Below are 12703 nucleotides of genomic sequence, written 5' to 3' on the forward strand. Positions count from 1 at the left end.
CGCTCGACTTGCATGTGTTAGGCCTGCCGCCAGCGTTCAATCTGAGCCATGATCAAACTCTTCAATTAAAAGTGTTTGATGCTCAAAGAAATCGAAAACTTAGCTATTCATAAATGAATTTACTTTTGTTGTTCACTCTTCAAGACTTGATACATCTAATATTTTAGAAGATATCGTCTCTGCGAGTGCCCACACAGATTGTCTGATAATTTGTTAAAGAGCAGTGCAACATTCGCTGCCGTTTCCGGTCTTCTGCGTTGTTGCGAGGAGGTGCATTCTACATCTTCCTCATTCAGTGTCAAGCGTTTATTTTCAAGGCTTTTCACTTTTTTTCTTCGTTCTCTCGGCTAACTCACTTAGCGTGGTTTGCCGTGACAACGAGGACGCATTATAGGGAGTTTTCTGAGGCTGGCAATAGTTTTTTTAAGAAAAAAAATCGTTTGCTTAATTCCACAGCAAAACGCCCACTTATACGCACTTATCAACAATTTTATCCACAGACTGCCTTTTTACATAAAATTAGCATGTCAAACGCAAACGTTTGCGCTATTATGACGGTCGATTAAGTAAGATTGATTTTGTGTCCATCTTCTGAAATGTTAGTTAAGCAAGCACAATTTCACTGTATTAATGTGATTTAACTCTACCATTACTACCGTTATACCAAACCCAAGGGATAAAACTCATGCAACATCTTCGTCCTATCCGCCGTGCACTTTTAAGTGTGTCTGATAAAGCAGGTATTTTAGAATTTGCTAAAGCACTTGTTGAAAGAGAAGTAGAACTCTTATCGACAGGCGGAACCGCACGTCTATTAGCAGAAGCTGGCTTACCGGTTATTGAAGTCTCCGATTACACAGGTTTCCCAGAAATGATGGATGGCAGAGTGAAAACGCTGCACCCTAAAGTACATGGTGGAATTTTAGGTCGTCGTGGGCAAGACGATGCAATTATGGAAGAACATGAAATTCGTCCTATCGATATGGTCGTCGTAAATCTTTATCCTTTCGCTAAAACAGTCGCTCGCCCAGATTGCTCATTAGCAGATGCTGTGGAGAATATCGATATTGGTGGACCAACCATGGTTCGCTCTGCCGCGAAGAATCATAAAGATGTAACGATTGTAGTAAATAGTAATGACTATGAAAGAGTGATTGAAGAAATGGATAATCACGAGAATAGCCTTACTTTAGATACACGCTTTGATTTGGCGATTAAAGCTTTTGAACATACAGCGGCTTACGACGGAATGATTGCTAACTACTTTGGTCAAAAGGTTGCACCTTATTATGGTGATACTTCACAACCATCAGGCACTTTCCCTCGTACCTTAAATCTGAACTATATAAAGAAACAAGATATGCGTTACGGTGAGAATGCTCATCAGCAAGCCGCTTTCTATATAGAAGAGAATATAGAAGAAGCGTCTATTGCCACTGCAAACCAATTACAAGGCAAAGCGCTTTCTTATAATAACATTGCAGATACTGATGCAGCGTTAGAATGTGTGAAATCATTCTCCGAGCCTGCTTGTGTTATTGTGAAACATGCAAACCCGTGTGGCGTTGCAATTGCGAACACACTCACACAAGCATATGACAACGCATTTAAAACCGATCCAACTTCTGCATTTGGTGGCATTATCGCATTTAATCGTCCATTAGATGCAAAAACAGCAAGTGCAATCATTGAACGTCAGTTTGTTGAAGTGATCATCGCTCCTTCTATTAATGAAGATGCACTACCAATTTTAGAAACAAAACCAAATGTTCGTGTATTGGCTTGCGGTCAATGGCAAGAAGCTAAACCAGCGTTAGATTTCAAACGTGTTAATGGTGGGCTGTTAGTTCAAGATCGTGACTTGGGTATGGTAAAAGAAGAAAACTTAAGAGTGGTTACTCAGCGTCAACCAAGTGAACGTGAACTTAAAGATGCACTGTTTTGCTGGAAAGTCGCAAAATTTGTAAAATCAAATGCCATTGTTTACGCTAAAAACGATATGACCGTCGGTATTGGTGCAGGACAAATGAGCCGTGTGTATTCTGCAAAAATTGCGGGTATTAAAGCCGCTGATGAAGGTTTAGAAGTTGCAGGTTGTGCAATGGCATCAGATGCATTCTTCCCATTTAGAGATGGTATTGATGCAGCCGCACTTGCTGGTGTGACTTGTGTTATTCAACCTGGTGGCTCAATTCGTGATGATGAAGTGATTGCAGCTGCAAATGAACATAACATCGCAATGATATTCACCAATATGCGCCACTTCCGTCATTAATAGGGTATTGATATGAAGATTTTGATTATTGGTAATGGCGGTCGTGAACATGCTTTAGCTTGGAAAGCGGTTCAATCACCGCTTACTACACAAGTCTTTGTTGCACCGGGTAATGCTGGAACAGCGTTAGAGCAAGGCGTACAAAATGTTGCAATCAGTGCAACGGATATTCCTGCATTAGTTGCCTTTGCGCTAGAAAATAATATTGATTTAACGATTGTTGGCCCTGAAGCCCCACTTGTTATTGGTGTTGTTGATGCCTTTAAAGCAGCGGGGCTGACCATTTTTGGCCCAACAAAAGGTGCCGCTCAATTAGAGGGGTCGAAAGCCTTCACAAAAGATTTTTTAGCTCGTCATAAAATTCCAACTGCGGATTATCAAAATTTTACAGAAATAGCACCTGCACTTGAGTACCTCAATAAAGTGGGCGCACCCATTGTTATCAAAGCAGACGGTTTAGCAGCAGGTAAAGGCGTTATTGTTGCAATGACACAAGCTGAGGCTGAAGCTGCAATTAAAGATATGCTGGCTGGCAATGTTTTTGGTGATGCAGGGCATCGTATTGTTATCGAAGAATATCTTGATGGCGAAGAAGCTAGCTTTATTGTCATCGTTGATGGTGAACACGTTATTCCAATGGCAACAAGCCAAGATCATAAGCGTGTCGGCGATGGCGATACAGGTCCTAATACTGGGGGAATGGGTGCATATTCGCCAGCACCTGTTGTTACACCAGAAATCCACCAGCAAGTAATGGAAAGGATCATTTATCCAACAGTAAAAGGAATGGCTTCTGAAGGACATCGCTACCAAGGTTTCCTTTATGCTGGGCTGATGATTGATAAACAAGGTGTTGCTAAGGTTATTGAGTTTAACTGTCGTTTTGGTGATCCAGAAACTCAACCTATTATGATGCGTATGCAATCTGACTTAGTAGAGCTTTGTTTAGCTGGAGCAAACGGTAATTTAAAAGATAAAAATCCCCATTGGGACCCTCGTCCGGCTTTAGGGATTGTCATTGCAGCTGGCGGCTATCCTGCGGATTATCGTCAAGGTGATGTTATCGAAGGCTTAACACCAACATCGTCAACAACGGCCAAAGTATTTCAAGCTGGAACAACACTCAATGACAAAGGCGAGGTTATCACTGCCGGTGGGCGAGTACTCTGTGCAACTGCATTAGGTGATGATATCGAACAAGCTCAAAAAAATGCTTATGCTTTAGCGAAAGGTATTCATTGGGATGGCAGCTTTTATCGCCATGATATCGGCTATCGAGCGATTGCTCGCTTAAAGAAATAAATTAACAACGGCAAAAGGGAGTGATCACAAACTCTCTTTTGTTGGTTCCCATTTACAAAAATCGTGTTCTGCAACCATAAGTAATTGCTTACCTTCTGGTGAATCAAGCCAAGCAACATAAGAAGGCTTATTTGGATTGCGCGCTCTTGTTTTTAACCAGCGTTGTTCCGGACCTTCAAATGAAACACTTACCTTCTCGCCAGCACATGTTGTCATTGTATTTTGATACCAGACACCCTGTACTAAATTTACTTTCCCGATAGTAAGCGCTTCGCTAATTTCACGCTCTTTACTTGCAGCAAATACCATTCTTAAACGTTCATCTTCTGTTAATGCTCGTTTTTGCTTATGGCTTTCTTGTTGCATGAAAATAACTTCACCTCGTTTATTTAAACGAAGGTGCCAAGATGATGGATCGTTAGGATTGATAACTTCAGAGCGGACTTGCCAAAGCTTATTTTGGCGATACTCATAGAATGTGATGATAGTTTCTGGCTTTTTATAAAAGCTATAAACGCTCATGATCACTTGAGGTTCTGACGCTGTATTATTTAAACGCCATAGTCGCACAACACCTTCATCCGCAATATAACCTGTTGCAGAAAATTCAGGTAGTTGCACAGTAGAGGAGCAGGCGCTGAGCAAAAAAGCAGATCCTATTGCTAACAGCCCCTGTCGTTTCAACAAAAGGGGAGTAAATCCCCCTCTATTGTTCATTCCGTTCAAAGGAATTATTTTACTGCGTCTTTCAGTGCTTTACCGGCAGTAAATGCAGGAACGTTAGCTGCTGCAATTTTAATTTCTTTACCAGTTTGAGGGTTACGACCAGTACGCTCTGCACGGTGATTCACCTTGAATGTACCGAAACCAACTAACTGTACAGAATCGCCTTCTTTCAGAGCGCCTGTTACTGAATCGATAAACGCTTCAATAGCAGCTTTTGCTTGAGTTTTTGTCAGATCCGCTTTTTCAGCAACTGATTCGGTTAATTCAGCTTTGTTCATAAAATAGTCCTTAAAGTATGTTTTATCGTTTGAAAAACATCTGGTGAAAAAACTTAACTTATCTTTTTAAGAGGATAAATTAAGTAAAACACCTGAGCCACTTCTTTTCGTACCCAATGTAGAACATACACGGGGGTGATGTGAAGTCTTTAAACGTCGCTTTTCAAGCACTAAATCACGTTTTTCTGATTTAGTGCGTTAATTCTATACCGATATTGCTCATTCCAGCTTCACGAAGGTCTGCACGTAGACCTTTGATCAGTTCGACATCTCTTTCTTCACATTCTACAAGTAGACGGTAAATTTCCCATTGGATATCGAACTCTTCAATAACAGCAGGTAGAGATCTAAGTTCTTCTTCACTCATTTCTCTTTCTGCTTGTGTCATTTCAAGTGAAGCAACTGTCCCTACTGATAATTTACTCACTTCAATAGCGTGACTTAACGATTCACCGCTTAAACGAGAGTGAACAATTTCACTAAGTGCAACACAGGCGTCAATCGCAGGATAGACACCATAAATCTCGAACTGAGATGCATCAGGAATAGCTTCTTCTAATTTATCTAATTGAGAATCGAAATTAACCTTTGCATCTTTCACCGTTAAAGTTTCCCAAACCAGATCGAGAATACGGCGATAAAGCATTGGATCGGTAAAACCTGTTTCACGACAAAATACCTGATAATTTGGGTACATTCTCTCACACAGGCATGCCATAAACGTCAGGTGTTGCCAAGCTTCTAGCTTTTCTAAACGTAAATGGATTGGGTTCTTCAACATTCGTGATTACTCATTTTCTTAACTTAGGCGCAGTTTACCTGAAAATTAAAAATATCCACATATTTCCCGGTCATTTAGAGCTTATTCTTATTCAACTGCTCAAATAATCGCCTATTTGAAGCAATACCGTCAGCCCAACGCGTTGGTTCTGGCAATCGATACCCCTTCATACACAGCTCAACCCACTGCAAAGCACCTTCCATACTCACTTTATGACCCGGAGAAATATACAGGGGTTTGCATTTTTTCTTACTGCGATAAATCCATCCTATTTGCTCATTCTTATCCATTAACGGCTCCTTGCTTCCCATCTCTTCATTAACGGATTTATCAATGCCACATAAACGACTTTTTGCCACGCCAATAGTCGGTGTATCCACTAATAAACCAAAATGACTTGCAACACCAAGCCTTCTAGGATGAGCAATACCTTGCCCATCGACAAAAATAAGAGAAGGCTTCTGTTTGATTAATTGCCACGCAGCCATGAGCGCTGGGCACTCTCTAAATGAAAGCAAACCTGGGATATAAGGAAGTGTTGTAGGAATTCGCGCGATTTGGTATTCAAGAATGTCAAAAGAAGGGTAATGCATAATCACGATGGCGGCGCGAGTGACCGCGCCACCGTCTTCAAAACCAACATCAGCACCGGCTATATAAGTTGGTGCTGTAAATTGGTCTGTTAAAATAATCTGTTGAGCTTTTTCTGTCTGCTCTTGGCGTAATTGTTGGGTATTAATCATTATCCTGATGATAAGGCTTCGATAAACGGTGAACCGCATCAATGAATGCTCCAGCATGTTCAGGTGGAACATCTTGATGAATACCGTGCCCAAGATTAAAGACATGACCGTTGCCTTTACCAAATCCAGCAAGAATAGTTTCGACTTCTTGTTCTATTCTGGCCGGTGGTGCATACAGCATAGAAGGGTCCATATTACCTTGTAGCGCAACTTTATCTCCAACTCGACGGCGTGCATCTTCAATATCAATAGTCCAATCAAGTCCTAATGCATCGCAACCTGTCGCAGCCATCGCTTCTAACCAGCGGCCACCACCCTTGGTAAATAAAGTGACTGGTACTTTTCTTCCATCATATTCACGGATAAGACCATCAACAATCTTATGCATATAGTGTAATGAGAAGAGTTGGTAATCACGCCCCGTTAGCACACCACCCCATGTATCAAAGATCATGATAGATTGTGCGCCCGCTTTAATTTGAGCATTCAAATAAAGAATAACGCTATCTGCCAGTTTATCCAGTAATAGATGTAGTGCTTGAGGCTCTGAATACATCATTTTTTTAATTTTTGTGAAGGCCTTACTACTTCCACCTTCAACCATATAGGTTGCCAATGTCCAAGGGCTTCCTGAAAAACCAATTAATGGCACACTACCTTGCAATGCATGACGAATAGCGCGTACTGCATTCATCACATATCCCAGTTCATCTTCAGGATCAGGAATAGGCAATTTTTTAATGTCATCAAGACTATTTATGGGTGATTTAAAACGAGGACCTTCACCTGTTTCAAAGTAAAGACCTAGCCCCATTGCATCAGGAATAGTTAAAATATCAGAAAATAAAATAGCGGCATCTAAAGGGAAACGTCTTAAAGGCTGTAATGTCACTTCACATGCTAGTTCTGTATTTTTGCACAATGAGATGAAATCTCCCGCCTGTGCCCGTGTTTCCTTGTATTCAGGAAGATATCTGCCTGCCTGACGCATCATCCAAACAGGGGTGACATCAACAGGTTGGCGCAACAGCGCACGTAAATAGCGGTCGTTTTTCAACTCACTCATGACTAACTCCATTAACAGTAATAGGGCCGCAAAATAGCATGCATTGTAACATGCTAGAAAAATAACTGTTGGCAGACAGCGTCTTTATTTAGTTCTTTTCTTTATCTTGTCTAATATTCGCTATCGTGTCTTCTATCAAGCGTCGAGCAATAGTATCAGGTGGTGGGATCTGAGGTAATTGATCGTAACGATACCAACCCGCACTCATTAATTCAGAAGGATCATGTTGTAGCTCGCCACCATCATAATCAGCTAAAAAGCCCATCATTAAGGAATGAGGAAACGGCCAAGGCTGAGATGATACATAGCGAATATTGCGAATACGAATATTGCTCTCTTCAAACACTTCACGAGCCACGGCTTCTTCTAGTGTTTCACCAACTTCAACAAAACCAGCGAGTACCGTGTAAAGCGGTGAATGTTTATGTCTAACATGATGTGCTAATAAGATTTTATCTTCATGGCGAATACCGACAATAATACAAGGAGCAATTTGTGGATAATAACGTTCATGACAATTATCGCATAAACATGCCCATTCACTCTCACTATGGCGCATTTTAGAACCACAATAACCACAAAAACGGTGAGAACGATAAAATTCAGCCAGTTGGACACCACGACCGACTAATTTAAATAAATTTTCATCTTGTGAAGCGATAAGTCTTGGTGAGCACATGTCGTTATCCATTTTTCCATGAATAAGCCAAACTGTTTCACCTTGCCATTCCCCCACAATTTTAGCGTGCTGACCAATGAGATCCCAATCTTTAGCTAAACCAAACGGCAGTTCACCTTTAGGTAACCATACTCGCCCACCAAGACTGACTGTCCACCAGCCTTTTTCGGAGCCTGTTAATGTATATAAATGCATAACGACCATTTTATCCAAAATAATGATATAGAATAAAGGATACTCTCTTTAGCAAGAAGCACTCAATGAATTATGACTATCTTCTATAATTCATTAACATTCTTAAAATATAAACATAAATTCCATTAATAATAAGAACCCTTAGAATGACAGATAAAACAAAAAACAAGATTGCTATTTTTGATCTAGATGAAACGCTTTTAGCTGGCGACTCTAGTCGCTTATGGACAAACTATTTGTGGGATAAAAAAATAGTCACAGATCCTCATTTTTTAAAACTAGATGAGCAAATGATCGCAGACTATTACGCTGAAAAACTAGATATAAACCAATATCTTTTTCAACATTTAGCTTACTTTAAACATTACGATATAAATAAGATAAATCATTGGGTTAATGACTTCACTAAAACAAAAATTCAGCCTCTGCTTTATCCACAAGGAATATCAATAATTACACAATATCGACAACAAAATATTCCCGTTATGATTATTTCAGCAACAATGTCTTTTTTAGTTCATGTGATTGCAAAGCAACTCAATGCGGATATTTCAATGGGCATTGATATGCAAATTAAGGACAATCATTACACTGGATTGATTGAAGGTATTCCTACATTTCGAGAAGGAAAAGTTGAGCGTTTAAATCAATGGAAAAAAGCCAATAACATAAACAATACTTATATTTATTTCTATACGGATTCATCCAATGATCTCCCTTTATGTTACCAAGCCGATCATGTTATAGCGGTTAATGCCGACCCCAAATTAGTACAAACTGCAGATGAAAAAGCATGGGAACAGCAACACTGGGCGTTAAATAAATAACCCATGTCGGACTTGTAGTTTTTAAAATCTTTCATATACTGGACATCTTCTTGTCGGAGTGCCTAGTGTTTATAAGGCTATTATAAACACAGGCTGAGACCGTTAATTCGGGATCCGCGGAACCTGATCGGGTTAATACCCGCGAAGGGAACAAGAGTGATTCGACCTTTTGATAGCTTCATTGCGTATATTTTTTACACATCTATATACACCTATCTGTCGATACTCCCTGCGACCTCCAGACAAGCATTTTTCTCAATATTCACCCGACAGGCTACCGCCTGCATGATATTTATTAGGAAATGCTATGTCCCAAAATCAAACTATATCCGTTAAAGATATTTCACCAACAAACAATAAACAGCGTCCACGAAAAGAGCAGCGTGATGCAGCTCAAGAGTTTATCAGCACTATTCAAGGCGTAAGTTTCCCAAATTCAAACCGCATTTACCTTGAAGGCTCACGTACTGACATTCAAGTACCAATGCGTGAGATCCAACTTGATAAAACGCTAGTCGGAGGCTCTAAAGACTCCCCTGTTTTTGAAGATAATGAACCTGTACCTGTGTATGACACATCAGGTCCTTATGGCGATCCGGCTTCTCAACTTGACGTTAATCTTGGATTAAAAAAAATACGCCAACCATGGATTGATGAGCGCAATGATACCGAAACGCTTTCACTTTTAAGTTCGGATTTCACCCAACAGCGCCTTTCTGATGCTGGATTAGAACATCTACGTTTCCCCTTAAAACCAAAGCCGAAAAAAGCGTTAAATGGCAAAAGAGTGACACAATTACATTATGCTCGCCAAGGCATTATTACGCCTGAAATGGAGTTTATTGCTATTCGTGAAAATATGGGGCGAGAGAGAATTCGTAGCGAAGTTTTACGCCAACAGCATGCAGGATTTAGCTTTGGCGCTCATCTCCCTGATAATATTACCCCTGAGTTTGTTCGCCAAGAAATTGCAGCGGGTCGCGCAATCATTCCTGCCAATATCAATCACCCAGAATCAGAGCCAATGATTATTGGTCGTAATTTCCTAGTTAAAGTGAATGCCAATATCGGAAACTCATCGGTCACTTCCTCGATTGAAGAAGAAGTTGAAAAGCTAATTTGGTCTACACGCTGGGGAGCGGATACCGTCATGGATCTCTCAACAGGCCGTTATATTCATGAAACACGTGAGTGGATCATTCGCAATAGCCCTGTTCCTATTGGTACAGTTCCAATTTATCAAGCACTGGAGAAAGTTAACGGTATTGCTGAAGATCTCACTTGGGAAATGTTCCGCGATACCTTGCTTGAACAAGCAGAGCAAGGGGTTGATTATTTTACTATTCATGCCGGTGTATTGTTACGTTATGTGCCAATGACAGCAAAACGTCTAACGGGTATTGTGTCTCGAGGCGGTTCTATAATGGCGAAATGGTGTTTATCACATCATAAAGAAAATTTCCTCTACGAACATTTCCGTGAAATCTGCGAAATTTGTGCCGCTTATGATGTTTCCCTCTCATTGGGTGATGGATTAAGACCGGGTTCTATTCAAGATGCCAATGATGAAGCTCAATTTTCTGAATTACATACCTTAGGTGAGCTGACAAAAATTGCTTGGGAATATGATGTTCAGGTGATGATTGAAGGTCCTGGTCATGTGCCAATGCAGATGATCCGCCGCAATATGACCGAAGAATTGGAACATTGTCATGAAGCACCATTTTATACATTAGGTCCGCTCACTACAGATATTGCACCGGGTTATGATCACTTTACCTCAGGTATTGGTGCGGCAATGATTGGCTGGTTTGGTTGTGCGATGCTCTGTTATGTCACCCCTAAAGAACACCTTGGTTTACCTAATAAAGAAGATGTGAAACAAGGTCTTATCACTTATAAAATTGCCGCTCATGCAGCCGATTTAGCCAAAGGGCATCCCGGCGCTCAAATTCGTGATAATGCAATGTCGAAAGCACGCTTTGAGTTTAGATGGGAAGACCAATTTAATTTGGCGCTTGATCCTGAAACCGCACGCCAATATCACGATGAAACGCTCCCTCAGGCTTCAGGAAAAGTCGCTCATTTCTGTTCGATGTGTGGTCCTAAATTCTGCTCAATGAAAATAACGCAAGAAGTGCGTGATTATGCGGCGGGTATGGAACAAATGTCCCAAACCTTTAAAGAGCATGGCAGTGAGTTATACCACAGTGCAGAAATCGCCAGTGTTGAGGTAACTGAAAATGAACAGATCCTCTAACACACCTTTTGCATCAACAGAAAAAAGGCTGGGGCTTTATCCTGTTGTTGATTCTGTTGAATGGATCGAGCTCCTGTTAAAAACAGGCGTTACCACCCTGCAATTACGCATAAAAGATAAACAGCCAGACGACGTTGAACAAGAGATCATCGAAGCGATAAAACTGGGCAGAGAGTATCATGCAAGACTGTTTATCAATGATTATTGGCAACTCGCCATTAAATATCACGCTTACGGTGTTCATCTTGGTCAAGAAGATCTCGATATTGCCGACCTTAATGCCATTAAACAATCAGGATTACGCCTTGGTATTTCCACTCATGACGAAGTTGAATTACAAAGAGCGAAAACATTACGCCCATCTTACATCGCGCTAGGGCATATATTTCCAACCACCACAAAAGATATGCCATCTAAACCTCAAGGTTTAAAGGCACTCAAACATCAAGTAGAGCAGACACCCGATTTTCCAACAGTTGCTATTGGTGGGATCTCCCTAGAAAGAGTACCTGATGTTGTTGCAACCGGTGTGGGGAGCGTTGCCTTGGTCAGTGCAATAACAAAAGCGCCAGATTGGCAACAAGTGACTCGTAAATTATTAGAATTAGTAGAAGGAAAACCATCATGCTAAATGATAATGATTTTATGCGTTATAGCCGACAAGTAATGTTAGAAGATATTGGCTTAGAAGGTCAAAACAAACTTCAACAAGCAAAAGTACTGATTATTGGGCTTGGTGGATTAGGCTCTCCCGCATCACTTTATCTTGCTGGTGCAGGTATTGGTGAGCTTATTTTAGTGGATGATGATGAGTTACATGTCTCTAATCTACAACGTCAAATTCTTTATCGTACTCAAGATATTCCTGATGCAAAATCAGAGGTCGCAAAACAGTCTCTACTTGCACTAAATCCGGATATAAAAATTACCTCTTATAAACAACGTATTGATGATGATTCATTATCTAAATTAGTTAAAAAGGTCGATTTAGTTTTAGATTGCACTGATAACATGCTCACACGCCAAGCGATTAATCGTGCTTGCGTCGCACAGCAAACTCCGCTTATTAGTGGCAGTGCCGTAGGGTTTAGTGGCCAGCTTATGGTGTTTGAACCTCCTTTTACTCACGGTTGCTATCACTGCCTTTATCCTGATGAGACTGAACCACAAAGAAATTGCAGAACAGCCGGAATTCTAGGTCCTGTTGTGGGCGTAATTGGCACACTTCAGGCACTTGAAGCGATTAAATTACTCTCTGGTTTGCCTTGCTCTCTAAGTGGAAAACTCCGCCTTTTCGATGGTAGAAAACAAAATTGGAGTACTTTGCATTTAACACCATCAAAAACATGTCCTGTTTGTCGAGGGGTAGCATGAACATTACCGTAAATGACGAACAATATTCTCTGGATATGCCTGTCACTCTCTGTCAGCTCCTTATTCAGTTAGAGCAACCATCCATTGGTGTAGCACTTGCTATCAATGAAACCATTGTTCCCCGAGAAAATTGGGAAACACATTTTATTAATGATGGCGATACTATTCTTCTCTTCCAAGCAATTGCAGGGGGCTGA

Annotated in this window: 13 protein-coding genes, 1 rRNA gene and 1 riboswitch (1 of these 15 cut by a window edge); of the genes, 7 read left to right on the forward strand and 7 right to left on the reverse strand. The window is 40.8% G+C overall.

Annotation, left to right across the window (positions count from 1 at the left end):
* Positions 1–68: ribosomal RNA gene (locus BTA34_RS15130) — 16S ribosomal RNA — on the reverse strand (it extends 1475 nt beyond the left edge of the window).
* 617 nt (positions 69–685) lie between these two features.
* Between BTA34_RS15130 and purH the strand changes: the two genes are divergently transcribed.
* Together purH and purD are read left to right on the forward strand one after the other, a co-directional pair.
* Positions 686–2275 (forward strand): bifunctional phosphoribosylaminoimidazolecarboxamide formyltransferase/IMP cyclohydrolase, encoded by a 1590-nt coding sequence (purH, locus tag BTA34_RS15135; RefSeq protein WP_151436270.1) that lies wholly within the window; start codon positions 686–688, stop codon positions 2273–2275.
* Between the two features lie 12 nt (positions 2276–2287).
* Entirely contained in the window at positions 2288–3577 is a 1290-nt protein-coding gene (gene purD / locus BTA34_RS15140; RefSeq protein ID WP_151436271.1) for a phosphoribosylamine--glycine ligase, read from the forward strand.
* Between the two features lie 24 nt (positions 3578–3601).
* Here the strand turns inward: purD and BTA34_RS15145 are convergent, their stop codons facing one another.
* The 6 genes from BTA34_RS15145 to nudC form a co-directional block, all read right to left on the reverse strand.
* Positions 3602–4264 carry a DUF1481 domain-containing protein gene (locus BTA34_RS15145; RefSeq protein WP_265576112.1) on the reverse strand — a complete coding sequence of 221 codons (663 nt, stop codon included), beginning with the start codon at positions 4262–4264 and terminating at the stop codon, positions 3602–3604.
* Positions 4265–4308: 44 nt separating this feature from the next.
* The gene (locus BTA34_RS15150; RefSeq protein WP_004246922.1) at positions 4309–4581 is read right to left on the reverse strand and encodes an HU family DNA-binding protein; all 273 of its coding nucleotides are present in this window, start codon (positions 4579–4581) and stop codon (positions 4309–4311) included.
* 190 nt (positions 4582–4771) lie between these two features.
* Positions 4772–5362 (reverse strand): YjaG family protein, encoded by a 591-nt coding sequence (locus BTA34_RS15155; RefSeq protein WP_151436272.1) that lies wholly within the window; start codon positions 5360–5362, stop codon positions 4772–4774.
* Between the two features lie 74 nt (positions 5363–5436).
* Positions 5437–6105 carry a deoxyribonuclease V gene (gene nfi / locus BTA34_RS15160; protein WP_151436273.1) on the reverse strand — a complete coding sequence of 223 codons (669 nt, stop codon included), beginning with the start codon at positions 6103–6105 and terminating at the stop codon, positions 5437–5439.
* Positions 6098–7171, reverse strand: coding sequence for a uroporphyrinogen decarboxylase (hemE, locus tag BTA34_RS15165; protein WP_098941737.1), 1074 nt, complete (start codon positions 7169–7171; stop codon positions 6098–6100). Before hemE ends, nfi begins: the two co-directional genes overlap by 8 nt.
* Before the next feature lie 88 nt (positions 7172–7259).
* On the reverse strand, positions 7260–8045 hold the full coding sequence (nudC, locus tag BTA34_RS15170) for an NAD(+) diphosphatase (protein WP_099074922.1): 786 nt from the start codon (positions 8043–8045) through the stop codon (positions 7260–7262).
* 146 nt (positions 8046–8191) lie between these two features.
* Here nudC and BTA34_RS15175 point away from each other — a divergent pair, with 146 nt between their 5' ends.
* The 5 genes from BTA34_RS15175 (at position 8192) to thiS (ending at position 12703) form a co-directional block, all read left to right on the forward strand.
* On the forward strand, positions 8192–8872 hold the full coding sequence (locus BTA34_RS15175; RefSeq protein WP_151436274.1) for an HAD family hydrolase: 681 nt from the start codon (positions 8192–8194) through the stop codon (positions 8870–8872).
* 44 nt (positions 8873–8916) lie between these two features.
* Positions 8917–9039: riboswitch (TPP riboswitch) on the forward strand.
* A 140-nt stretch (positions 9040–9179) separates the two neighbouring features.
* Positions 9180–11132 carry a phosphomethylpyrimidine synthase ThiC gene (gene thiC / locus BTA34_RS15180; RefSeq protein WP_151436275.1) on the forward strand — a complete coding sequence of 651 codons (1953 nt, stop codon included), beginning with the start codon at positions 9180–9182 and terminating at the stop codon, positions 11130–11132.
* Positions 11116–11763 carry a thiamine phosphate synthase gene (gene thiE / locus BTA34_RS15185; RefSeq protein ID WP_151436276.1) on the forward strand — a complete coding sequence of 216 codons (648 nt, stop codon included), beginning with the start codon at positions 11116–11118 and terminating at the stop codon, positions 11761–11763. Before thiC ends, thiE begins: the two co-directional genes overlap by 17 nt.
* Positions 11757–12506 (forward strand): thiazole biosynthesis adenylyltransferase ThiF, encoded by a 750-nt coding sequence (gene thiF / locus BTA34_RS15190; RefSeq protein WP_151436277.1) that lies wholly within the window; start codon positions 11757–11759, stop codon positions 12504–12506. Before thiE ends, thiF begins: the two co-directional genes overlap by 7 nt.
* Complete coding sequence (thiS, locus tag BTA34_RS15195; protein WP_099074912.1) at positions 12503–12703, forward strand: sulfur carrier protein ThiS; 201 nt, start codon at positions 12503–12505, stop codon at positions 12701–12703. The genes thiF and thiS overlap by 4 nt, the downstream gene beginning before the upstream one ends.

It is taken from the genome of Proteus sp. CD3 (assembly GCF_008808075.1).
Classification (GTDB): domain Bacteria; phylum Pseudomonadota; class Gammaproteobacteria; order Enterobacterales; family Enterobacteriaceae; genus Proteus; species Proteus appendicitidis.